The organism is Bradyrhizobium sp. sGM-13 (assembly GCF_018398875.1).
GTDB lineage: Bacteria > Pseudomonadota > Alphaproteobacteria > Rhizobiales > Xanthobacteraceae > Bradyrhizobium.
The window spans coordinates 1-22198 of the sequence record NZ_JAGWDK010000017.1 but is presented as its reverse complement, the minus strand read 5'-3'; the positions used below and the strand labels follow the sequence as shown (position 1 = coordinate 22198).

Genomic DNA, 22198 nt, shown 5'->3' with positions numbered 1-22198 from the left:
GCAATCTTCCATTTGCCGGCACCGAATGCGAGCCAGTCGTTATTTCCTGAATTATCTTTCAGGCTCGTATCGAGCTAGTCATCGCCACTTGCCGTGGCCCGCAAGTCCATCCCTTGACGAGACGCGTCACTTAGAGCTCTACGAGCTGCCCGTGGGTCCACTCTTCACGCGCCGGAATAGTCGGCTCATGCCCAATTACTCTTCAAGCTATCCTGGCCTGCGCAGTCGAATACGGAGCACAACGCCAACTATGTCGAGCCCAATTGCACATAAAAATCTTGGGGAAAACAAACCGTTCGGCGAGTCCGGCGGTCGGCATAAATCTGCAAGATCAATGACGTCGGTCCTCTCGCCTACGTCACCGACATCCTGAGGATGATGGTCAATGGTCACCCGAACGATGAACTCGGCCAACTTCTTCCCTGGGCCGATCCGGGCAATCCCTAAAAGCCGTCGCTTGAGAACGACGCTAATGATGCAGATCAACAAATCGCGGTTTAACTGCGTTTCCGCCGAGAGATGGGCGCGTAAAGAACTGAGCGGCTGCAGCGCTCACGAGTGACCGACGCCCGATTTCCACTGGACCGATGCCAGCGTCGCCAGAGTTCGTCTAGTCGCCGAGGGGCCTCACCCCGAGCAGCGAAACAGCCACGATCCCTGCATCGACAGGCAACGGCTTGCGATCCAGTCAACTACTAACGTTAGCAGTTGGAGGAGATGACGGACACGTGGCAATCGGCGGTTAATGAAGGTCGCGCGGGTCACACGTCAAGGAACTGGGATGCAATATAGAACTGGCCGCTCCAACGGCCCTGATGGATGTGCCAACGCATCTGCGGCCATCAAATCGGCTCCAACCGCGATTTCTCCTTTCTTATGCAAGCCCATGATGGACCTTCTGGCGCGATCGCCGAGCGCACAGGTTTCAACGGTCTCTCGGCTTCGGGCCTGTCAGTTGCCCTCGTCTCTCGGCTACCGCGATGCCAGTGAAGCATCATGGAGCCAACGCGTCGTCCTTGGCGCGCGAGCCCTGCTTTCTGATGACTACTATCTTCTCGAAGAAGACGTCTTCTCCGATCAGAATGCTGCACGGCCGAAATCCTCATGCTTCTGGTGGAAGAGGCGGATCGTTCGCAGTGTATTGGTGGCGAGGACACCGAGGCGCCGTCCGCCCGTCGCCACTATCTCGCCGAGCGAAGGCACCGAATAAAGCCGGCCGCCGTCGACACCGAGGCAGCGCAACAGAACTGCGTTGGAACAGTCGATTAGCTTGGCCGCGGTATGGCGTGCTCGACACGTGGCGTTCCGATCAAGCCAATAGCGTGCCGGCCGGTGACGAGGTCGGGAAGGCTCAGCGGGTATCGCTGAGATAGACGGGCCGATTGCAGCCAAGCATCAGCCCCGGAGCCTTCAGACATTAGAAGGTTGGGGGTCAGCTCCGAGCCAATCAGGCCGGAGCGCAATCCATTCAAGACTAGCAATACGGACGCGGAGTTCACTATGCATGGTTACTTTGTCCTGGCGACGGCTGCGGCACGCGTTTTCAGCTTTCGATCAAGTACGAAGCAAAGAGGGCTTGTTATCGCACTCTCCCTGGCAGCGAGCCTCGTCGGCAGTTCGGCGCTGGCACAGACTGCCATGGGCCTAAGCCAAAACGCGACATTCCAGATGAGGTTGCTAAAAGAAGAATTGAGAGGGAGTCCGATTCGGTCACAAAATTCCGAGGCCGCCGGCTCAAACGAGCAACGCTTCCGGTCGGTAACTCCGGCGCTAGCACAAACTGCCAGTTTGCCTTCCGCAAAGCGAGACAGTGCGGATGAAATTGCTAAAAACAGAACTCAAAAGGAGATCGACCCATTCGCAAAGTTCGAGAACCTCCGCGAAAAAGGTATGTGGCTCAATATCCCTGGTCCTGCCGATACGATAGATCACGATAAAGGCGGCGTTAGATCCGCGCTGGCAGAGGTCGGGATCGGCTACGTTGGCGGGACAGTAATCAGTCTCGTAGACAATCAACTGCCAAATGCAGCCAGTGCCACCACCGCCAATCAGCTATATATGGGCCAGAATTCGACATTTAGTACCGTAAATTTCATGATTGTGACCTACGATCTCAGCCGCTTTGGAATTCCCGATGGTCAGATCGTCGTGGGAGCCGAGCAGCAGTACTGGACATGGAAACCCGGAGGGCCAGATAGAGTGGGTCTCAATACATTGGCCTATTACCAGACGTTTTTCGACAGGAAACTCGAACTTAAAATGGGTTACCTCAGAAATGTAAATGAGTTCGCAGGCACATTGGTCGGAGGGAACGCAGGAGCAAGCGTTTTGGCCCCCTCGTCGAATATTTTGTATCAAGCTGGCATGAGCAACAATGCCGCGCCTACGCCAGCTCTCAACGTGAAGTACAATTTTGATGATCACCTATATGACAAGGTCTCAATCCAGCGCTCAATCAGTCCAGACGGTCAGTATGCGCAGATCACCGAAAATCCCACCGGCTTAAGCTGGAGCACGGCCAACGCGGGCATTCTTTTGCTTGATGAAATTGGCTACAAGAACAAAGCTGCTCCGGGCTTACCCGAGACCTGGTTGCGGGCGGGCGCCGGTTTCAATAACAGCACCTACAAGAACTTGCAGTATCCGCAGCAATCGAGAGCCGACGCGAACAGCGTCTACTACGTCGCAGCGGACAGGCAACTCTGGCAGTCTGATGTCCAGGGCTCGGCATATCGTGGTATCTATGGTGGTTTCTCTGTAATGTACGAATGTACGCTCCACCTGACCTAAATAAAGTCAGCCAATATTACGAGCTTCGTCTCTATGCGAAGGGACTGTTTGACAGCCGGCCCAGTGATCAGATTGCTATTGTTGCCACTAACACCGTCTGGAGCAACTTTGCAGTGGACGCTGCCTTGGCTAAAGGGAATCTCGTGCATCGCGACAGCACAGCGATCTTGGGCACCTATACCGCGCATCTGGCACCCGGGATATATGCAAGTGTAGGACTGGCATACATCAACAACCCGACGAGCATTACACACACGCGCCAAACGGGACATGCTCTGAATTTGTTGGTGTCTACCTCGATATTCTTCTAAGTCCTCAAGGCTAGTCACGTGACTCTAAAGTTCGCCACATAAAGTCTCCTGGGCTTTGTGGCAGAAGCGTTTGACGGAAGCCAAAATCTGGTACGCCGACTTGGTCCATTTGAAGGGCTTCTGATATTTGTTGTGCTGGTCGATGAAGGTACGGCTGTCGGCCTCGAGCTGCCTGACGGAGGTGTGGACACCTCGCTGGATCTGCTTTCTGGTGAGTTCAGCGAACCAGCGCTCGACCTGATTGATCCATGACAGGGCTTCGACGTCTTGTCGGTCGGAGCACAGTTCGGATGGCGAGCGATCCTTGAAGCAAATCGCCATAGAGGGGCTGCCGGGCGGCGAACGTTGAAAAAAGCCCTCGCGACCACGCGTGCGGTTCTCAAAGATCAACGCGAGGAGGAAGCCGAAGATCTTGGCTTGCCGGTCCGCGGTGCGATTCAGGCAATGCGTGCCACTCACGAAGCACGAGCCGCGCAGCGCAATGTTGAAGCAGAAGAAGCCGAACGGCTGAAGCGTTTGGAGCGGTTGAACACGATCATGCCCCTGTCAAACGCACCGATCGGCGAGCACATTCGAATTGGATAGAGACGCCGCACTCAAGCCTCAACGGGATGACACCGCGCGAAGCCGCAGCACAATCCGCCGGACTTCTCGAAAACGCGACACGCCTGCTGCACAATTTCGCGGCGGAGTTTGCGAAGACGGCGAAATGGGTCGATGAGTTGGAGCGGGAAGCGTCCCAGCTGTTTCCACGCCCCGACAAGCTTTGTCTCTATATGACAGTCAGCGATCCGGACCTGCCGGGACTGGCCTCGCCAAGCGTCTACATCAAGGAGGAGCAAACGATGCAGCAATGTCTCGTACTTTTGAGGCGTCGTTTTGGAAAGCGGTAGTGTCGCCTATCGCACAGCGCCAACGGATACGAGGGTCGAGAGCCTGTGAAATTCTTTTCGACTATCATCGAACAGTTGGACATGGCGGTTGCGGAGATTGCCGTCGATCAGCCGATCCACAGCCGCTTCGCGCTGATCCTGATCGATAACGCCACGGAATTGCTCATTCACCGATCGTGCAATACGCTGCCCACGGCGCCGGAAAAGATAAGACTCCGCTTAGTCCCAAGATGCGTCGCGAGGCGACGGGTAATTACTTCGAGCCGAAGCTGGCCGTAATGAGGCATGTCGATGCAATCACGGAGGATGAAAGACGCTTCATTGCGATAGCGCATGCCTATCGTAATGAACTGTATCACGTCGGATTGCGCCACGTTGGGAATGTCGCTCAAGACCGAACTGATGCAGCGGATCGGACGCATCGAAAAGCACTTCAATTACATCAGTCGTGATCTTGATGGGAGACACCGCCGGCTGCGATGCTGGAAAATCTCCAATTTGCATACGATCATAATTCCGCGCTTCGGAAGAAGGGTGGCGAGAACATTTGGATTCCATGGGACGCGCCGTTCATGCAGGGCCATAAAACGCGTCTCATGGCGACGTGGAAGCGACGGTACTCGACTGTGCCCATTGTTAAGTGGCGGCAGAAGGCGAATCTCATCGGAACGGAGACGAATTGGCTGCGCGCAGCCGCGGCGCATGATGATCTCAACCGGCAGATGGATTATTTGGATGACGCTATCACCGAAGCGCTTTCTGAATTTGATGGCTGGGTGCAACAGCAGATCGACCGGGCGCGGGGCAAGTGACCTGTGCGATGAGCCGAAGTGGTAGTGGCACCTCAGGTCCTTCCCGCGGAGGCCCGGGTCAAGCGACGACAGCGCCACCTCAGGGCACCGGAATTCCATGACCGCACGACGGTGTTCCCTGAGGGTCGCTAGTCCTGCTGGGCCGGATCATCAGCGGCAGCAGCATGCGGCGAGTATGGCAGATCGGGCCATTGACCGAGGCCGGCTCGTTTCACCCGCCTTCCGAGCGCCAGCACCTGCGGGAACTGACCGTCCCAAGCCAAACTGTTCGATAGATACGTTTACGGATCATTTCCAACCCGAAAGATTCGTTTACGTTTCATCTTGACCGATCGAAATGATCTGTTTACGTATCACCCACTGGCAAATGATCCGGGAACATATCATGACCTCCGCCCCAGACCCCTTGCTCAAGGATCTTGGCATGCACTTTAGAAAGGCGCGCATGGCCGCTGGCTTGTCCCAGGAGCAAATCGCCCTTCGGGCGAACATCAGCAGACCACGCTATCGGGACATTGAAACCGGTGCCGCTGCCGCCCGTGCAACGACGCTCGTCAACGTCGCCCGCGCCCTTGGCATGGAAATGATGTTGATCCCGCAGGCGATGGTGCCCGCTATTCAGTCGATGCTGCAGCCCGCCGCCGACGATGATGATCGCCCCGCATTCACGTCAGACGTTGAAGAGGAGGAAGGCGCATGAGTCCGACCGTTCTCGCGGCAGAGCGCATCCAGTCGCTCGATATCTCGTTGAACGATCTTCCAGTCGGCACGCTCGTGCGGACGCCGGGCGACTACAATGCGTTCAACCTTTTGCCCGCTTACCGGAACTTAAACAACCCGCCAATCTTCAGCCTGTCGCTTCGCTCAGCGGACGGCAGCCTCCGCCGGGATCCAAAACCCATACGCGGCGCGCTGCCACCGTTCTTTGCGAACCTGCTGCCCGAAGAGAAACTGCGCGAGGCGATGGAAAAGCACCACGCGGCGTCAGTAAGACCAGGAAACGACTTCGATCTCTTGGCTGCGCTGGGGATCAACCTGCCAGGAGCGGTATGCGCTTTGCCGAGTGATGGTATCCCCATTCCAACTGGTCCAGAAGCGGAGGGCAATAAAAAGGCGCGATTTTCGCTTGCCGGTGTGCAGATGAAGCTTTCCGTCATGAAGAACACAGGAAAGGAAGGTGGGATCACACTCGCCGTAGACGGCGAGCAAGGGCAATATATCGCGAAATTTCCCTCGCTCACTCACATCGGGCTTTCGGAAAACGAATTCGCAGTTCTCGCCTTGGCGGAAGCGCTGGGGATGGAAGTGCCGGCACGCGAACTCGTCGACAAGAAGGAGTTCGCCGGCATTCCGGAAGAGTTCAACACCATGTCCACGGGCAAGGTGCTGCTTGTCCGTCGCTTCGACCGCGGCGCGGACGGAGCGCGCGTCCATATGGAAGACTTCGCACAGGTCTTTGGCCGCTATCCGTCGGAGAAATACATTGGCGCAGCCTATCATAATATCGCAGCAGCGCTGAACAGCGGCGTCTCCTTTGATTCAGCCATCGAATTTGTTCGGCGCCTTGCACTCACCGCGGTCACCGGGAACGGTGATATGCATCTCAAGAATTGGTCGCTGCTGTATCCCGGAGACGGACGGACACCAACGCTGTCGCCTGTCTACGACGTGCTTTCAACAGTTCCTTACATCCCAAAGGACGGTATGGCGCTGAGCCTTGCCGGCGAAAAGTCGTTCAAGGCGCTTACTCCAAAGCGCTGGCGCAACTTCGCAAATCGAAGTCGTCTTCCGGAAGGGGCAGTGGTGACAGCCGTAGCCGAGACGGCGGCGACCGTGCGCGACAAGTGGTCGGTTCTTCCAGAACGCGATGTTGTGCCTGCCCAGGTCCTCAGCCGGATCGATGCCCATATCGAAGAAATGGCAAACGTTCTCGATCCGTAGATCCCAACGACCAAGCAGGATCAGGGACGTGAACCTATAAATCCGGAGTGGTCCGCAGACTTCCGCTTTGATACGGATTGTGTTGAAAAACTCGAAAATCGCGGGGCTCCGAAAATCTCGCAAGTGTCGCGCATTGGCAATTTCAGCCGCTGCAAGGCTTTGCAGAATCAATACGAGCGCCAGCGATCGTTTTTGGGTAATTGATGTGGTCCCTCATCTCACAGCGAGATAGACGCACCAGCGGTCCTGAGAATTTTCAGTCATCAGCGAACAAGGACTTTTTCAACACAATCATACGCATTCCGGGCTCCAGCCCGGACATCGCGTGAGGTCTGGAAAAGGGCCAGGCTGACCGCCCGACGACCACAGTATCGAGCATGAGATGATGAACAGATGCGGGCTCCCCGTCTGCAAGCATTTCCGCAAACCTGCTGTATCAGTCCGTCCCGATCAATTGGCATCGCTCGGGCTACGGCTAATTGATCCTGCGCAATAGGGGCGGAAATCGCTGAATTTCTGCACCATTTGGCCGCCAGAGGACGGCCGAAGACCTTGCTCCCGCGCGAACCGAGATATTTTTTGTTCGATGCCGTCTATTCATAATATTTCGGAACGCGATGTCTCTATTATTCGCGAGGCGACTGAGCACAACAGGACGCGCGTGTTGTGGATGTCGGCGGGCGTTAGAAGAATATTTCAACAAACGGACGAAGTCGCAAACGCAAGTGATTCAAGTGGACGATAGATGATGCCGCGAAGCGCGGACTGGCGACAATTTGAGAGAGCTTTCAGCGACCATGCGATAGGTGGCCGCAAATCGCTTCGACAGAATGGAGACAATTGTCGTTAGAGGAACAGGAGAGCCGCTCGCTTGCAATCGCGCACGCAGGGAGCAGAATTGTACGAATTCGTTAGGTAACGAGTTCGTGCACGCTGTTCGTCACCGCACGGCAACAAACAATGCGTCTGCTGCGAAATTAAGAAAAATTGAGTATCTCCTCTCAACGAAAAATGGTTCATCTTAGACTCGCGCATTCGAGAATTCTTTGAGAGGATTGATTATCAAGCAATGATGCCGGTCAGGGAGCTCATGATGCGCAACAACATCTTCGACATCGTGATTCCATTACGCGCAGAGCTTGTTAATGACTTGTGTGCGTCCTTTTGTTGACGCTGCCCAGATGCCGCTGGTCGGCCAGCCGCTCGAGCTGTTCACGAAGGGGGAGAATAGATCGACATGCGCGGGGCTGCTCGCAAACGGTCAGCCGCGCTCCTGCGACGTCCTAGCACGAACACGAGGGCCCCGATGTGGGGGCGGCACGCAGGTCCAAAGAAGAGAGCGCTCCAGACGACCATGACGATGTGGTCGACAGGTTATCTTTCGATTTTCTGTGATATTTTTGGCCAGGAGCGACACGAACATCTTATCACCTCATTGTGAACTAAGGCGTCATATTAATTTCAACCAGAGGGTGTATCAGCCTCGGGCTGGGTGCTGCAGCAGCCTCCGGCGCCGCTACTGAACTAGCTGGCATGTTGCTTGAGCTTGGACGAGGACGTGACATGGTGACCACGCGCGAAGTGTCTGTCGATGACGTCACAACGGTAACCCACATGGTTGCTGCCCTACTTGCCGAACTTGAGGGCGGCCAAGTGCAGGCCGGACTAGATACCCAGCTTGCTGTCGACCTCCTCATAAAAGAGCGCGTCTATGGGTTTCTTGCTTTCGCGGAGGCTCGTCCTGTGGGCATCATCATGTTGTCGGAAAGCGCGGCCCTTTTTGCGCGCGGAACCTACGGCATCATTACCGAACTCTACGTGGTGCCGGACCAGCGATCGTCTGGGATCGCGATGCGCCTCATTGAGGCTGCCGTGAGCCTGGGGACGGTAAAAGGCTGGGGTCAGCTTGAACTGGGGGCGCCGAGGCAGCCGACGTGGAGCCGCAACCGCAGCTTGGCCTTCTACTTGAAGGCCGGTTTTGCAGAGATCGGCCCACGCCTCAAGTTGCCGTTGCACGGCCTTGGCCAGAGCATTTTCGCCGAACGCTGGCCAGTCTCCCAGGGCGTCCGGACAGGAAGGCTTGCGAGCGGGCCGTTTCTCGAACGTCGCGATAGCTCTAACAGGTTGTTGAAGAAGTCACTAGCGGGCAGGCGTTTGGCATAATTCTCTGGAGTGATTGAATCGGGAAATGGAGATGCGCCGCTCTGACGAGCAGTATGGATTGCTATTCAGCTATGTGGATTTGGAAGCCCGCCTCCGCGGTGATCATCCGCTGCGAACGATCCGGGTAATAGCAAACGCGGCGTTGAGTGTCGAAGGCTTTCACGGCGCTTTACGTGGACTTCGGGCGGCCATCGATCGCACCAGAGAAGCTGCTTCGAGCGGTGGTACTGCAACCCTTCTAGTCATCTGGAACGCAAGTTCGTCACATTATAATGATAGCTCGAATCTCTCTGTAGACGAGAGCGCTTGTGGCGAATGCAGCTGTGAGAGGCCGGCCGATCGAGCCGTTGGTGCTGAGTGCGCAGGAGCGGACGTACTTGGAGAGACAAGTCCGTCGTCACCGTGTTGCGCGGTCGCTATCTGAGCGGTGCCGCGCGATCCTGCGATGTGCGGACGGCTGGCCAATGCCCCATGAAGGAGAGCTTGGCGCCTTGGCCATCACCTTTGCGATAGAGCCTGGCGTCCGGATCGGTGGTTGATCCATGCGTCTCGTTGGAGCGCTTCTCCTTGTGGAAGCCGCGCTCGCCATTGCGGCCTGGATCCGGCGGCTTGTCCTTGCCGTCCTTGCGTCGGAAGCTCTTCATTGATGCCCACGCCTCGATAAGCGTGCCATCGACCGAGAAGTGATCGTTCGACAGGAGCTGCTTCACCTCAGCCTGGTCCAACACCGCGCCGAAGAACTTCGCCGCGACATCCCCTTCCAGAAGCCGCTTCCGGTTCTTGGTGAATACCGTCACGTCCCAGATCGGCGCGTCCATCGACAGCCCGACGAACCAGCGAAACAACAGATTGTAATCGAGTTGCTCCATCAACTGGCGCTCTGAGCGCACCGAGTAGAACGCTTGTAAAAGCAGCGCCCGCAACAGCTTCTCTGGCGGAATCGAAGGCTGGCCAAGCTTCGCGAAATCGCCTGAGAGCGCCTCACGTGCCCCATCGACAAGCCGCCTAATGGCCCGCAGCGGGTGATCTTTGGGAACCCGCGCCGAGCAGCTCACGTACGAAAAAAGGCCCTCTGACGCCTCATCTTCTCCGCGCATCGGCTGTCCTCTGCCCCGATTCAACAGGACAAAGGAATCACAATCGCAGCCGATCCGCGATACTTTTTCCGCAGCCTGCTAGTCTAGTAGGTAAACCTCTGCGCTGACGAGTGGGGGAGAGCGATGTCGTACTGCGCAACCGCTAACCCTCCAGCTAAGGAGCAGTCCCAAACGCTGCATGACGCCGAACACTTCATCGCCAAGCTGCCAAACGCGAGCACGACGCGGCGGAACCTTGGTGGATAAGATTACTGTAGTCCATCCGATCGGCGCTGCCGAAATTGCCGACATTGTAGTAGCCGGCAATGACCTCTCTGTGCGACGGAGCGGTCGAAAGTTTGGACAGAGCCTCCATTTGTCAATTCTGGCATTTTGGGCGCCCCCTTCGTTGCGTCGAAGCAATGCAGCGTCTCGCCTCCGTTCCGCTTGTTATCAGCCTGGTACAGGCTGGGAATACTCGCTTACGACGGACGTGCTGAGGGCCGTGATCGAGAAAGTGACGGGAAACAGCCTGGAATCGTTTGTCACCGAGCGGTTCATGACCAAGACGGCGATTATTGGCTCCGGCGCGATCTCGAATCCCATTCGGGAAGCGTTCTATGCGGCTGATTGAGGTTCGACCCCAGCGCTCTTCTGATCACAATCGTCGGATCCGCCCCGCGAGGCTGACACGTTCGAGTTGGGCCCATAAGCATCGGTCGAAGGCCAGCGCCAACCCTGTCCGATTCACCCCAGATAGTGTTGCAAAAGTCGAAAGTTGCAGGGCTCAAGATTTTTCGCGAAAGCACTAAGCAGCGAGCGATCGCTGATTCGTATGACCTCAATCGTGGTATCGAAGTTGCCTGTGAATTTTGCGTGAGGCCGTGAGGTCCCTCACATTTTGTATACGAAAGTCGCGCCCACGGCCCGCAGAATTTTGGTCATCGGCGAAAATCGACTTGTGCAACACAATCCCTCAGAAAGTGGACCGCGCGTCCTTAGGATGGTCTTCGGCTTGGGGCCAATAGCCGGCGTTCAGCTCGCTCCCAGCCCTAATCGCGGGGGCCCTGCCGCGGCTGAGGATTGTTGGCGGGGTTGGTATCGTACTTCGATATTCGCGTGATGAGCCCGCTAGTGGTGAGCGGTTGCAAGTCCGCCTCCAGCGCGTCGGCAATCTCCTTGGCATAGATCTCCCGGTCGTCTACGTAGAGTGCAAAGGATTTCAAATACTTTTCCTTCTTCGCTGGATTCTCAATCGTCGCCTTTGTCCACTGTAGAGCGGATAGTTTTCGACGCCGTGCTCTTCTGCTGCGGCGACATACTCCGCAAAGGCATCGAACTGGCATTTCGGCGCAGCGCGATGCTTGGCGAGGATATCGAACAGCGGTGCCAGTGCCGGAACACGAAGTTTTCGGCCTACCGATTCCGCCGTGGCGGAATCATTCACATCGAACCTAACCTGATACTGCCAGTGAGAAGCCACGCTATGCTCGCCTTCTGGTCGCACCCGATTATTCTCCTTTTCCCATCGCAAGGCGCTACTGCTTCCTCACGAGCAGATCCGGCATGCATTGTATCACAAGCTGGCCGCAATGTCAGGCCGACCGTTGCGTTAGGAGCTCCTCATTTTTAAGGCACTCGTTGGACGAACGAAGATCGATCACCACCCGTTGATAGGTGCCGCTGCCGATCTCCTCTATCCCGTCGCTTGCCGGCACCTTGAAGTCAACTCGTTTTCCCTCGACGTTGATTACCTCGGCCGTCGCGCACACCTCGTGGCCTACAGGCCGTGGCGGCGAAGGGCTGTACGTCTACTGCAGCGCCGACCCCGCTTTCGATGAGGCTCGCGAAAACCAGATCTTCGTCAGCCCCGCGCTGGCCGTTTGACCTCAACTTGCACAAGCAACGAACGCGGGAGCATAGTCTATAACGGTAGGATCTCCGTGAATTTGCGAACGCGTTAGGCGGTCTTCATTGGGCCGCTGCTTGGTGACCTTACGCGCGTTACACTGCACCTGCCATCAATGCTGACGGGCACGTCACCCTCGATGGTGGCGCGACGAACGACGCGATGCTGGTCGCCGTAATCATTGACCGCGTAATGGTGTGTGGCGCGGTTATCCCAGATCGCGACATCGCCCTCCCTCCAGTTCCAGCGCACGGTGTTTTCAGGCGCGGTGATATGAGACTGGAATATATCCAACAGCTTTTGGCCGTCATATTTGGGGATGCCAAGAAAACGCTGTACCAAAGCGCCGAGCACTAGCGTCCGCTCTCCGGTCTCGGGGTGGACACGCACCACGGGATGCTCAGTCTCGAAGTTGGTTCTGGTGAAGACCTCGTCAAAATGCTTCTTATCGACCTCGCGGACTCGGGCCATTCCGGCATAGTCGAAGACGTTGCTGTGAACGGCCCAGAGCTCGTCTGCAAGCCGTTGCAGCGGTGGCGGCAGGTCGAGATAGGCGGCCGCGGCGTTCGACCAGACCGTATCGCCGCCGAATAGTGGGATCACAACGGCCCGCAGCACCAAAATCTTGGGATAGGAATCGGCGAAGGTCCCATCGGCGTGCCACACATCGGCCCGGCCACCGCCGCGCGCGGAGTCAAGCTCGAGGAGCGATGCCGTTCCCTTGGCAACGCCGAGCATCGGATGCGGCACCAGCTTCCCGAAACGGGCAGCAAATCGCTCCTGCTCGGCGTCATCGAGATGACCTTGGTCGCGGAAGAAGATCACCTTGTGGTCGAGCAGCAAGCTGTTGAGTGCAGCGATCGTCTGGTCCGGCAAATCGCTCGAGAGCTTGATATTTCTGATTTCGGCGCCGATGCGCGCTGCGCGTTTGACGATATCGGTACGCGGAATGACATTATCGATCAAGGTCGTTTCGCTCATGGATGTTCCAGCCTTTGCGGTTTCTTCACCAAACAAACACATTCAGCTGCGAGCCGGAATGGGTGAACGCTAGATTGCTAATCATCAAAATCCGCGGCAATCGGCCCGTTGGTGCGCTGTTCGTGCGAGGCAAAAGCGGCCACGCACGGATCGCGGCTGATCCGTACCATTTTCGATGGGATACGCCTGAAACTCGCCGGTGCCCCTTGCCTCGGTGCAGCATTAGCTTGATTGAGGATCGACGATCCGGCAGGTTCAACTTCGAAGAGTCTCATCGAGACTGCCTTCGATCATTGGTTTGGTGAAACTTCTCTACTATCGCGGATACGATCTCGTCCTTCCAAGAAGATACGAAGCGCTTGGGTGCGCAGGTGACGTCACCGGGTTTCATAGGCAAACCTCGCATTTAGCAAGTGATCTCCAGCAAGCACCGTGCCAGCCGCGAAAACGAGCCGCGAACGACTACCTGGCGGCAAGAGCGCCAAAGGGATCGGGAAAACCCGGCGCGACGGTCACCAAATTGGGCCGATAATTCGACCAGATAGCTGGCTAGCCCCGATGGCCAGCGCGCGCGAAGAAGCAGCGCCTAACGATACCTGAGGTCGAGCGCCTAGCTCGGGGCCAACGGCACAGTGGCGTATGATCGTCAGGCGTCCGTTCGGCTCAGCACGAGAGGCGATAGTCATCAGATGACCTTCCATCTTTCAACATCAGGCACGTCAGGTTCAAGACGGAGATGTCGGAGATCTGACAACCTGCAGCGTCGATCCAAAGGCATGCTGGCGGCTACGCGTGTGTTTTCTCTCGTGAAGCAAGGCACACACCAAATCCGGCACCATCGCGGCACCCCCGATCTCGATGTGGTGGCACCTTTCATTCCCGAGCTGCTCCGGCGATAGCCGACCGCCCGATGCACGTAGATTCAGATCGAGTTACGGGGGGCTGGTCGACAATACCGCCGGCGCATCGTTTGCAGCTCTCCGCGAGTGATCGAAGTTCCCGTCACGAGAACATCGCGGTTGATGTTTGCCCAGGTCATTCCCCGGCCAATGGATGAAGAGAACCGTGACCCGCCTCGCTGCTAGCGTTCTGTCCCGCAAGTTCGTAGCATGGTTATTGCATGGGTTCCGCGTATCCGATGAAGGAGATATCGATGCGCACCGGACAGGCGAAGGCGATGCTGACGATTTCCAGCGACGAAGACACGCAGCTCACGGCCATAACACGGTCGCGCTCGCTGCCGCGGCGCTGACGCTGCGAACAGAGATCGTGCTGGCCTGCCAACGCGAGCCGAGCACGTCGTCTTGGCGACGCGGCTTGGTGGTCGGCCCCATACGATCGGCAAACGGCCCAATCGCTTTATCGCAAATCGCATTGAGGATCATCTACGATGAGATGCGTACCGGCGGACCCCCGCACGGTTGAGGATGAGGCTGTGGCCGAGCTGATCAGCAAGACACTTGCTCGCAAGCCCAAAGCCGCAATCCATTGGAGCGTGCGCCCATCTAAAGAGACGGAAATTGCCAAAAGCACCGTTCATCGCCTGTTCCAACTCTTCGGTCTGCGGCCTCACTGTACCGGCAGCTTTAAACCCTCGACCGATGTTTTTTTGTCGAGAAGTCCCGCTTCCAGAAGATTGGAAGGCGATGGAGGAGACTGCTCGCATGAGTGACGGGCTTCAAAAGGGCGATGAGGCGGCCACCATTGAGGAACTGCTCCAACTGCTAATCAGCATCCTAGCGTCAGCAAGGCGGCTTCCGCGCGGCCCAGAAAGCGATGCAGCGTTACGGCAGATAGGGGAACTTCAAAAAGGTGTAGGCGTGGTCCTGCTGAAGCGGTTTTACGATAAAGCATAGCAAGCTCCCATTGCCGTGGGGCAGGGGCTGCCTGCGGACAATCTGCCTCAACTCACGACGGAGCCGCGTAAGGCCCGCAACGAGATGTCGGATCTCGCTTGGCGGCTGATGACTCCGGGCGAAATCTACCCCCCCGTCGGCCTCCCGGTTGAATCGCTACAGTCAGCAATCTCGGCGAAGCACAGTGGAGCGCGCGGCTTCGGCACATCAGAGTCAAGCTCTTGGGCTGCCGCGAGACTTGGCATCGCTGCACTTCACCTGCCAGCGTGGTGAAGCGGCGAAGAAAATGCAAGGGGCTATCCGCCGAAAGGCGAGAATGCGTAACAGCTCCCATACTTTCCTGCGCGGTCCAGTAAGGTGCCGCGGCGATATGCGGCAGAAAGTTCGCTGGTTGCGAGCGGCTTGATAGATGGCGGCCATAACCAGACAGACCTTGAAGGGAGCACATTGAATATCACGCACAACGTTCTCTTCGGATTTCATCTTTTAGACAGCTCGTGCTGGAACACCATCGGCTATTTTGTTTCAGGGGAGGGTGAGAGATAGACAATGCAAGCGCTAAGCGTCTGCGGACTACCGGGCGGCCGTAAAGTGTCTGAACGCCGCCGAGCGGCGGCGGTTTGCTAGAGCCGGCCACTCGGGTCGCTTCCGAAATCGATCGGTTGTGCCGCCCTTTTCACTCAGCGGCAACAGGAGCTCCAAAATCGTCCTATCGGCACCGGCCGCCATTGAACTCGATAGCTGCATCGTAACTGTCCCGACGCTCAAACGCCTCAAGCCCGGTATGCGAAAAAGCCTGGTACTTTCCACGATGTGTGCTGTGATGATGCCGATCGATTACGCGTGCTCAAAAAGGGGGCCCACCGCCCGCATCGAGTAGTACATCGAGAAGCTTACTGAGGCTGTCGAACCCGTGATCTTGCGGGGCTATCACGGCGCAGCACGACCGACGCCGGCATTTATCACCGTGAGGAACCTCGCACGCATGACCGCGGGGTGATGACCGAAAGATTGCGGGTCATCACCGATGGCGGGCATTCCTATTCCAAAGAACTCGTCGATTTCTTGCAGCATATATTACGTACCGGGTGCCAAAATCCGAACGTGCGCACTGTCGTGCTCGACGGGTCCTACCATGACGATGGAATCGGCCAAGGGCATCTTCCGCGGCAACACACGGGCAGAGGACAAGCTCTTCAGCGTGTTCGAGCCCTCGACGGAGATCATTCGAAAGGGTAAGGCCGGCAAGCCCAACGAGTTCGGCAAGATGGTCAAGCTGCAGGAGGCCGAAAGCCAAATCGTGATCGACTACGAAGTCTACGATCGGCGGCCGAGTGATTCGGACCTGTTGGTTCCGGCCATCGAAATCCACCAAGCCAAGCTCGGCCGCACGCCGCGCCTGGTCGCAGCAGACGCCGGGTTCTATTCCGCCAAGAATGAAGGCAGAATCGTCGCCATTGTGGATGTAGAAGTGGCCGAGGAGCCTGTCTGCAGTGGCGATCATAGCCATCCGCGACCGCAGGACGGATCGTTCTCGTCGTGCCCTTCCCATGAGAACTCCGCGCACGCCGATCCGTCGCGGGTGCCGTAGCGCACGTCCAAGAAGCTCTTGAGAGCCCCAAACGCGATTTCGCCATTGGACTTGCCCTGGAAGGTGAGATGCGCTTCCTCGAGAAGATCGAGGTACTCGTTGTCCAGACGTCCATCTCGACGATGCGCCAGCGGCCTGCAAAGGCCTTGGCGAAGCCGGGCACCTTGGCCATCAGCCGGTCTCCGCGATCCGCTTGGGCAACCGCACCAGATTGTAGTCGGTGGCAGCGAAGGTAAAGGCCCATGCGACGCGGTCACGGCCACGGAACCGGGTCTTCTGTTGCCCCGGGATCGTCTTGATCCAGCCGAATGCCTCCTCGATCCGCTTCGGATGCGCTGGCTGACAGCATAGCCGCCGTGCCGGGTCGTTCGCCCGTCAATCGTAGAGCGGCGGCCGCTGGTGTTCTGTGCCACATGCGGCGTCACGTTCATCGAGCGCAGCTCGTTGACGAAGTCTTCCACGTCGTAGGCTTTGTCGGCGCCAAGCGTGATCGCTGTCGGTCGGTCAGCACGAGGCTCGATCATGTGCAGCGCGGCCACCCGCTCGGCATGCCCGTCGGCCTGCGTCAGGCAGGCGTCGACCAGCAGACCGTGGCGGTTCTCCATCGCCCGTGCCCAATGAAGCACAGCTTCGTCTCCTTGCCTTTGCCCTTGCGATACAGCCTGGCGTCTGGATCGGTAGTCGAAGCATGGGTGTCGTTCGAGCGTTTCTGGCCGTGGAAAGTCCGCATCGGCATTGCGGCCGCCGCCTTGCGCCGGCGGTTCGCCGGAGCCGTCCTTCGGCTTGATACTCTTCATCGAGGCCCAGGCCTCGATCAGCGTACCATCGACCGAGAAGTCATCACTCGATAGAACCTCTTCACCATAGGCTGCGCCAGCACCGCCGCCAAGAACTTCGCCGCGATGTCGCCTTCCAGCAGCCGGTCGCGGTTCTTCGAGAACACCGAACGGTCCCAGGCTGCGTCGTCGACGCCGATGCCGACGAACCAGCGGAACAGCAGGTCGTATTCCAGCCGCTCCATCAGGAGCCGCTCCGAGCGGATCGAATAAAACGCCTGCAACAGCATCGCCCGCAGCAGCTTCTTCGGCGGGATCGACGGCCGCCCAATCGGCGAATAGAGCGCGGCAAACTCGCGCTCCAGCTCTGACAGCGGCTCGTTCACCATCCTCCGGATCGCTCGCAGCGGATGATCGCGCCGCACCCGCGACTCCAGGTCGACGTAGCTGAACAACTCGCCCGTTCGATTGTCGAGGCAACGCGCACGCACCGTCTCCGAATCTCGTCGGAGCCAATGAATCACGCTCGCCGGCCAAAACCATCGCGACTGCCTTCAAAGGCGACCGCTATGCGTGTAATCGCGTGCCCAAAGTTTGCCGCCTCCTCGCGCCAGCGGTGTAGCAACCGGAGCAGCGCGTCTTCTTCGTCGGCGCCAAGCTTCTTCAACAGATGACGATCCAGCCCGAGGACGATTTCAGCGACCAGCCAGCTTGAGAGGCTCATGACCGCGATCAGCGTACTATTCTGTTCAAGGACCGTGGAAGACCGGCCGAGATCGTTTGCCTTTTGCATGGGGTGCTCCATTGCTCATGACCAGCATCAATACTCTCACGCCTCTGCCGGTCACCCCATAGTATATTCCGTCGCATCCTCGCCTGGCTCAGTAAGCTCTTGCACTTCATCCTGATCGTCCTTTTGCGCGCCTTCGCAATCTCGGTTCGCTCTCAACCCCGCTTGTTAACGGACGACTAAATCTTCAGTTTGGCGCCCGCTGCAATCATCGTGATGCCCGCACCGCGGCGGATCACTCGAGATAGCTGTTCCCCATCCGTACGACGACGTCGCCGATCGCAATCTCGACCTTGATCGCCGGATCGTGACGCTCCTCCGACGGCCTTCCACAACCAGCGGCAAGGATGTCGACTGCGAGGCTTCGCACGGCAGCAATGCGCCTCTCTGTCCCAAGCGTCATCGCCAACCGTAAACCCGCCAGCGCGCCGCACCGGTCCGACGCACCACCTCGATCGCGATCGGAGACAGAGGGCTTCTTTTTTGCCTGCAGCCTTGCTGCCGCGCATTCTCTTCAAATCGACGATTGATTCGGCGATAGCGTTTGTCGTGGAGTCTCACGGCAAGTCGCAAAGGCTGGCTCGCGCGAAGCTCGACGGAAGTCGACAGTGACGGATCCGGGATAGGGGATGTGGGAAAGTTCGCGACCCGATCGTGAACTGACGGAACCGTTGAGGCTGACGGGACGATTTGAACGCGTCATGATCCGATCGCGTCGCCAGGCCGGCTGATGAGAATTCTCGGACCCGATTGTTGAGAGATTTGTGCTGCGGACGTGAAAGGCCATCTTCGCCCCTGCAGCACCGAACGGAGCTTGTCGCTGATCATCATCACGCGCGGCGACGTGTCGGTGGATTTCAAGAGCTTCTTCATGAGCCGCTGCGCAGCGCGCGAATCTCGTCGGCGCTTGATCAAGACGTCGAGAACGAGGCCATTCTGGTCGACAGCGCGCCAGAACCAATGTTGTTCGCCGGGAATCGAGATAACGACTTCGTCCAGATGCCATTTGTGGCTGCGAGCGGAGCTGGCGAATCGGATCGGAGTGGATAACGCAAGTACGTTAGATGTCCGACAATGTCGGATGAGTGACATAGCAGTGTTAGGGTTAGCATACTGACAGAGAACGATTTCTCCTTTGGCACGATACATGCGTAGTCTCCTCTATAAAGGCGCATTGACTGAGGAGAAGTCGTCCGATGATCACGCTCACCGGAAACTCAGATCAGGCTAAGGCGGCAGCTGCGATTCTGCCGGAGACGATATCTGGAGGCGTGGGGGCCTGCCGGCGACATTGGGAAGATCTGGGCTGCGCGCAAGAGTTTCGGCACCGTCAATACACCCATATTGCGCAAGCGACTGTGGGCGCGGTTATCCCGAGCAAATTCGAACCAGTGTGGCTGATTTGAGTCGCTACGTGGCGCGACGCACGTGGTGGGAACTGCCCAGCTTGATGGATGGACTGCAGGAGCGGTGAAGATGACATATCGGGCATCTCCGGCGCGCGGGAGCGCCTGCCAACCAGGCGATCAGGACAGGCTACCTGAAGCGCGATCGATCTCCTCTACCGTCGTTGTCGGCAGTGGTACGCTCGCTATCAGATGCGCGCAGCTGGCAATTGAGATGGGCCACGTCATTGGTGCAGCGTTGTGTGCCGACGGCGTATTCCGCGATTGGGCTGTTCGCTCGAACATCCCGTCTGTAGCAAGCGTTGAAGAGCTCTCTTCTTTTTTGAAGGCCGCGCCGGTAGATTTGGTTTTCTCCGTTGCCAATCCGTTCATATTGCCAGCGGATGTATTGGGGCGGGTTCGTCGAGGTGCTTTTAATTACCACGACGGTCCATTGCCACGATATGCGGGAACGCGCGCGACGTCCTGGGCGCTGCTGGCGCAGGAGACCGAATACGCCATCACATGGCATCGGATCGATGATGGCGTTGATACAGGAGACGTCGTGGTTCAGCGCCAAGTGCTGATTGCGCCCACCGATACGGCACTGACCCTGAACCTCAAATGCTATGAAGTCGCGATAGAGGGCTTCCGTGAGCTTTTAACTGGCTTAGCGAAGGGAGAGCTTACTGCCTATCCGCAGGCACTGGTGAGCCGGAGCTACTTTCCGAGACGTCGACGCCCAGATGCGGCAGGCTGTCTGCGATGGGATCGGCCCGCGCAAGATCTGTCAGCGATGACGCGTGCCTTAAACTTTGGGCCATATCATCCCAATCCATTGGGGCTGTCCAAGGCTTTCGTAGGCGATGAAGTTGTCACAGTCAGCCGCTTGGAGGTGCTGCCTCAACGCTCGGGCCTCCCAGCAGGTTCCCTGCTTGAGGTCCACTCCAGCCACTGGCGGGTGGCGACGGGTACAGAGGATGTCGATGTTTGCTTTGGCAGCTCCGATGGTCAGGTGCTGGACGCGCAAGCCCTCGCCAGGCACTCCAATCTGGATGAAGGTGGTCGCCTTCCTATTTTGAGCGAAGATGAGGCGCGGAGCATAACTGCGAGCCATGAATTGCTGGCGCCTTCAGAGGAGTTTTGGGTACAGCGGCTAGAGCAGCTTAGAATATTGCAGCTTCCTTTGTCGTTGTCCGTGGCTGAGGCGCCGCCCAGATGGCAGTCGAGTTCGTGGTTCATTGCAAGAGCTTTGGCTAAGTTGTCGCCACATGATCGCACGGAATATTTGGTAACGGCATGTCTGATCTATCTCGCCCGCATCACAGGAGAAACAGAGCTTCAATTGGGCTGGACGCCTGTATCGGATGGACCGCTAGCTGGCTCTAAAGCGGTGGAGGTGCTTATTGCCTCTGTCGTGCCGATGGAAATTACCGTCGACCTTGCACATGATTTTGAAGAAGTGCGCAAAGCGGTCGCGGCCGAATGCGCTCAGCTGAGGGAACACGGTAGCTTTGCCCGGGATCTTATCGCGCGCTGCCCGGCATTGCGGGGTGTGGAGGCGCTACAGTCGCACCAGCCCTGGCCGATTGGCATCACAATCACCACAGACAGCGGCGCTGGCGATCTGACGACGAGCCAAAGTGCTGGGGCAGCCCTATGCGGCGATTTGCTGACGTTTGAGGTTTCCGCTCTGGATGGGAGCCTTCGATGGCATTTTGATGCAAGTCGGCTAGAGCCGAAGCAGATCGACCGTATGACGCAGCATTTGCAAACTTTGTTGTATGGTGTGATGGCCGATGCCGGGCAGCCGGTCGGCCGCATCAACATCCTGCCGGCCGACGAACGCAGCTATCTGCTGGAGGAGTTGAACCGGACGGCGACGGCCTATCCGTCGGAGCGGTGCATCCATGAACTGTTCGAGCAACAGGTCTGGCGCGCACCCGAAGCGGTCGCCCTCGTCCATGAGGACGAGCGCCTGAGCTATGGCGAGCTCAATGCGCGGGCCAACCGGCTGGCGCATCATCTGATCGCGCTCGGGGTCAGGCCGGATCAGCCGGTGGCGATCTGCCTGGAGCGCAGCCCGGCGATGGTGGTGGGGCTCTTGGCGATCCTGAAGGCGGGCGGCGCCTATCTGCCGCTGGATCCGGCCTATCCGTCTCAGCGGCTGCGCCAGGTGCTGGGCGATGCCGCGCCGCAGCTGCTGCTTTGCGATGCGGCCGGCCGCGCCGCGCTCGGCACCGAGGCGCTCGCCGATGTGAGCGTGGTCGATCTTACGACAGACACCCCGGCCTGGGCCGAGCTGCCCGCCTCTGATCCCGAGCCGCGCGCCCTCGGCCTCACCTCGCGCCATCTCGCCTATGTGATCTACACCTCCGGCTCAACCGGAACCCCCAAAGGGGCAAAGAATGAGCATCGGGGTATTATCAATCGCCTGGTCTGGATGCAGAAAGCCTACGCTCTCAATGCGACTGATGTCGTCTTGCAGAAGACGCCATTTGGCTTCGATGTCTCGGCTTGGGAATTCTTCTGGACGTTGCTTGAAGGGGCGACCCTGGTGCTGGCACCTCCGTCTGCACACAAAGACCCCGATGCGCTTGTAAACCTTATAATCAGCCAGCGCATTACCACTGCACACTTTGTACCATCCATGCTGGTAAGCTTTATGGACACGAGGGGTGTTGATCGCTGCAGCTCGCTGCAGCGTCTCCTGTGCAGTGGCGAGGCGCTTCCTGCCTCCCTTGTGCACAAGGTTCGGCGCGTATTGCCTTGGACTGGTCTGCACAATCTATATGGCCCCACGGAAGCTGCTATCGACGTTACAGCCTGGAGTTGCCCGGCTGATTTTGATGGGGCTACTATCCCCATTGGCCGTCCGATTGCCAACACGCGTGTGTATCTGCTGGACGGCCATGGCGCGCCTG

At 57.9% G+C, this 22198-nt stretch carries 19 protein-coding genes and 10 pseudogenes; 18 read left to right on the top strand and 11 right to left on the bottom strand.

The genetic code is table 11. From position 1 onward, the window contains the following. Positions 1–321: 321 nt before the first annotated feature. From KJQ96_RS41785 to KJQ96_RS40365, 4 genes and pseudogenes are all read left to right on the top strand, one after another. Positions 322–447, top strand: coding sequence for a transposase domain-containing protein (locus KJQ96_RS41785; RefSeq protein WP_082646342.1), 126 nt, complete (start codon positions 322–324; stop codon positions 445–447). 372 nt (positions 448–819) lie between these two features. Next, positions 820–1012 (top strand): annotated as a pseudogene (locus KJQ96_RS42095) (isocitrate lyase/phosphoenolpyruvate mutase family protein); the annotation flags it as partial. A gap of 488 nt (positions 1013–1500) precedes the next feature. After that, the gene (locus KJQ96_RS24255) at positions 1501–2790 is read left to right on the top strand and encodes a carbohydrate porin (RefSeq protein WP_249734462.1); all 1290 of its coding nucleotides are present in this window, start codon (positions 1501–1503) and stop codon (positions 2788–2790) included. After that, positions 2769–3101 (top strand): carbohydrate porin, encoded by a 333-nt coding sequence (locus KJQ96_RS40365; RefSeq protein WP_249734460.1) that lies wholly within the window; start codon positions 2769–2771, stop codon positions 3099–3101. Before KJQ96_RS24255 ends, KJQ96_RS40365 begins: the two co-directional genes overlap by 22 nt. Positions 3102–3125: 24 nt before the next feature. Here KJQ96_RS40365 and KJQ96_RS24250 read toward each other — a convergent pair. Beyond that, positions 3126–3353 (bottom strand): annotated as a pseudogene (locus tag KJQ96_RS24250) (IS630 family transposase); the annotation flags it as partial. 359 nt (positions 3354–3712) lie between these two features. On the opposite strand from KJQ96_RS24250, the gene KJQ96_RS24245 reads away from it, so the two are divergent. From KJQ96_RS24245 to KJQ96_RS24215, 7 genes and pseudogenes are all read left to right on the top strand, one after another. Beyond that, entirely contained in the window at positions 3713–3994 is a 282-nt protein-coding gene (locus tag KJQ96_RS24245) for a hypothetical protein (protein WP_213289013.1), read from the top strand. Positions 3995–4473: 479 nt separating this feature from the next. Further along, entirely contained in the window at positions 4474–4806 is a 333-nt protein-coding gene (locus tag KJQ96_RS24240; protein WP_057854102.1) for a hypothetical protein, read from the top strand. A 385-nt stretch (positions 4807–5191) separates the two neighbouring features. Further along, entirely contained in the window at positions 5192–5506 is a 315-nt protein-coding gene (locus tag KJQ96_RS24235) for a helix-turn-helix domain-containing protein (protein ID WP_057854146.1), read from the top strand. After that, positions 5503–6747 carry a type II toxin-antitoxin system HipA family toxin gene (locus tag KJQ96_RS24230; RefSeq protein WP_213253877.1) on the top strand — a complete coding sequence of 415 codons (1245 nt, stop codon included), beginning with the start codon at positions 5503–5505 and terminating at the stop codon, positions 6745–6747. The genes KJQ96_RS24235 and KJQ96_RS24230 overlap by 4 nt, the downstream gene beginning before the upstream one ends. 1563 nt (positions 6748–8310) lie before the next feature. Beyond that, complete coding sequence (locus KJQ96_RS24225) at positions 8311–8910, top strand: GNAT family N-acetyltransferase (protein WP_082646336.1); 600 nt, start codon at positions 8311–8313, stop codon at positions 8908–8910. A gap of 31 nt (positions 8911–8941) precedes the next feature. Then, a pseudogene (locus tag KJQ96_RS24220) lies at positions 8942–9149 on the top strand (IS5/IS1182 family transposase); the annotation flags it as partial. 69 nt (positions 9150–9218) lie between these two features. Further along, positions 9219–9374 (top strand): annotated as a pseudogene (locus KJQ96_RS24215) (IS630 family transposase); the annotation flags it as partial. Here KJQ96_RS24215 and KJQ96_RS24210 read toward each other — a convergent pair. Then, positions 9375–10007, bottom strand: a pseudogene (locus KJQ96_RS24210) (IS5 family transposase); the annotation flags it as partial. Between the two features lie 238 nt (positions 10008–10245). Between KJQ96_RS24210 and KJQ96_RS24205 the strand changes: the two are divergent. Further along, positions 10246–10620, top strand: coding sequence for a serine hydrolase (locus tag KJQ96_RS24205; protein WP_213253876.1), 375 nt, complete (start codon positions 10246–10248; stop codon positions 10618–10620). A gap of 418 nt (positions 10621–11038) precedes the next feature. On the opposite strand, the pseudogene KJQ96_RS24200 reads toward KJQ96_RS24205, so the two are convergent. Together KJQ96_RS24200 and KJQ96_RS42090 are read right to left on the bottom strand one after the other, a co-directional pair. Further along, positions 11039–11469 (bottom strand): annotated as a pseudogene (locus tag KJQ96_RS24200) (hypothetical protein). A gap of 112 nt (positions 11470–11581) precedes the next feature. Further along, positions 11582–11737, bottom strand: coding sequence for a hypothetical protein (locus KJQ96_RS42090; RefSeq protein ID WP_375293203.1), 156 nt, complete (start codon positions 11735–11737; stop codon positions 11582–11584). Here KJQ96_RS42090 and KJQ96_RS24195 point away from each other — a divergent pair. Then, complete coding sequence (locus KJQ96_RS24195; RefSeq protein ID WP_213253875.1) at positions 11664–11873, top strand: hypothetical protein; 210 nt, start codon at positions 11664–11666, stop codon at positions 11871–11873. The two genes, KJQ96_RS42090 and KJQ96_RS24195, sit on opposite strands and share 74 nt — an antisense overlap. Positions 11874–11946: 73 nt before the next feature. Here the strand turns inward: KJQ96_RS24195 and KJQ96_RS24190 are convergent, their stop codons facing one another. Both KJQ96_RS24190 and KJQ96_RS24185 read right to left on the bottom strand, forming a co-directional pair. Continuing rightward, complete coding sequence (locus tag KJQ96_RS24190) at positions 11947–12876, bottom strand: TauD/TfdA family dioxygenase (protein ID WP_108521678.1); 930 nt, start codon at positions 12874–12876, stop codon at positions 11947–11949. Between the two features lie 77 nt (positions 12877–12953). After that, positions 12954–13151 (bottom strand): hypothetical protein, encoded by a 198-nt coding sequence (locus KJQ96_RS24185; protein WP_213253874.1) that lies wholly within the window; start codon positions 13149–13151, stop codon positions 12954–12956. A 1160-nt stretch (positions 13152–14311) separates the two neighbouring features. On the opposite strand from KJQ96_RS24185, the gene KJQ96_RS24180 reads away from it, so the two are divergent. From KJQ96_RS24180 to KJQ96_RS24170, 3 genes and pseudogenes are all read left to right on the top strand, one after another. Beyond that, positions 14312–14548, top strand: a complete 237-nt coding sequence (locus KJQ96_RS24180; RefSeq protein WP_213253873.1) for a hypothetical protein — start codon at positions 14312–14314, stop codon at positions 14546–14548. Further along, complete coding sequence (locus KJQ96_RS24175; RefSeq protein ID WP_213253872.1) at positions 14541–14732, top strand: hypothetical protein; 192 nt, start codon at positions 14541–14543, stop codon at positions 14730–14732. The genes KJQ96_RS24180 and KJQ96_RS24175 overlap by 8 nt, the downstream gene beginning before the upstream one ends. 1156 nt (positions 14733–15888) lie before the next feature. Continuing rightward, positions 15889–16173 (top strand): annotated as a pseudogene (locus tag KJQ96_RS24170) (ISNCY family transposase); the annotation flags it as partial. Here the strand turns inward: KJQ96_RS24170 and KJQ96_RS41780 are convergent. From KJQ96_RS41780 to KJQ96_RS24150, 5 genes and pseudogenes are all read right to left on the bottom strand, one after another. Next, a pseudogene (locus KJQ96_RS41780) lies at positions 16168–16495 on the bottom strand (hypothetical protein); the annotation flags it as partial. The pseudogenes KJQ96_RS24170 and KJQ96_RS41780 sit on opposite strands and share 6 nt — an antisense overlap. After that, a pseudogene (locus KJQ96_RS24160) lies at positions 16495–17590 on the bottom strand (IS5 family transposase). The pseudogenes KJQ96_RS41780 and KJQ96_RS24160, both read right to left, overlap by 1 nt. A 29-nt stretch (positions 17591–17619) precedes the next feature. Next, positions 17620–17904 carry a hypothetical protein gene (locus tag KJQ96_RS24155; protein WP_213289012.1) on the bottom strand — a complete coding sequence of 95 codons (285 nt, stop codon included), beginning with the start codon at positions 17902–17904 and terminating at the stop codon, positions 17620–17622. Between the two features lie 220 nt (positions 17905–18124). Beyond that, a complete protein-coding gene (locus KJQ96_RS41420) occupies positions 18125–18259 on the bottom strand; it encodes a hypothetical protein (RefSeq protein ID WP_256441657.1) in 135 nt (44 codons plus the stop codon). 157 nt (positions 18260–18416) lie between these two features. After that, a pseudogene (locus KJQ96_RS24150) lies at positions 18417–18936 on the bottom strand (DDE-type integrase/transposase/recombinase); the annotation flags it as partial. Between the two features lie 149 nt (positions 18937–19085). Between KJQ96_RS24150 and KJQ96_RS24145 the strand changes: the two are divergent. Beyond that, the gene (locus KJQ96_RS24145; RefSeq protein ID WP_213253870.1) at positions 19086–19295 is read left to right on the top strand and encodes a hypothetical protein; all 210 of its coding nucleotides are present in this window, start codon (positions 19086–19088) and stop codon (positions 19293–19295) included. Between the two features lie 214 nt (positions 19296–19509). Then, positions 19510–22198 (top strand): AMP-binding protein (locus KJQ96_RS24140; protein WP_213289011.1); only part of this gene is annotated, 2689 nt, incomplete at its 3' end.

What these genes read in the sequence shown, in the direction of transcription:
- KJQ96_RS24255 (WP_249734462.1), top strand. Translation starts at nt 1,501, where the DNA reads ATGCATGGTTACTTTGTCCTGGCGACGGCTGCGGCACGCGTTTTCAGC.
- KJQ96_RS40365 (WP_249734460.1), top strand. Translation starts at nt 2,769, where the DNA reads ATGTACGCTCCACCTGACCTAAATAAAGTCAGCCAATATTACGAGCTT.
- KJQ96_RS24245 (WP_213289013.1), top strand. Translation starts at nt 3,713, where the DNA reads ATGACACCGCGCGAAGCCGCAGCACAATCCGCCGGACTTCTCGAAAAC.
- KJQ96_RS24240 (WP_057854102.1), top strand. Translation starts at nt 4,474, where the DNA reads ATGCTGGAAAATCTCCAATTTGCATACGATCATAATTCCGCGCTTCGG.
- KJQ96_RS24235 (WP_057854146.1), top strand. Translation starts at nt 5,192, where the DNA reads ATGACCTCCGCCCCAGACCCCTTGCTCAAGGATCTTGGCATGCACTTT.
- KJQ96_RS24230 (WP_213253877.1), top strand. Translation starts at nt 5,503, where the DNA reads ATGAGTCCGACCGTTCTCGCGGCAGAGCGCATCCAGTCGCTCGATATC.
- KJQ96_RS24225 (WP_082646336.1), top strand. Translation starts at nt 8,311, where the DNA reads ATGGTGACCACGCGCGAAGTGTCTGTCGATGACGTCACAACGGTAACC.
- KJQ96_RS24190 (WP_108521678.1), bottom strand. Translation starts at nt 12,876, where the DNA reads ATGAGCGAAACGACCTTGATCGATAATGTCATTCCGCGTACCGATATC.
- KJQ96_RS24185 (WP_213253874.1), bottom strand. Translation starts at nt 13,151, where the DNA reads ATGAGACTCTTCGAAGTTGAACCTGCCGGATCGTCGATCCTCAATCAA.
- KJQ96_RS24175 (WP_213253872.1), top strand. Translation starts at nt 14,541, where the DNA reads ATGAGTGACGGGCTTCAAAAGGGCGATGAGGCGGCCACCATTGAGGAA.
- KJQ96_RS24155 (WP_213289012.1), bottom strand. Translation starts at nt 17,904, where the DNA reads ATGGAGCACCCCATGCAAAAGGCAAACGATCTCGGCCGGTCTTCCACG.
- KJQ96_RS24145 (WP_213253870.1), top strand. Translation starts at nt 19,086, where the DNA reads ATGATCACGCTCACCGGAAACTCAGATCAGGCTAAGGCGGCAGCTGCG.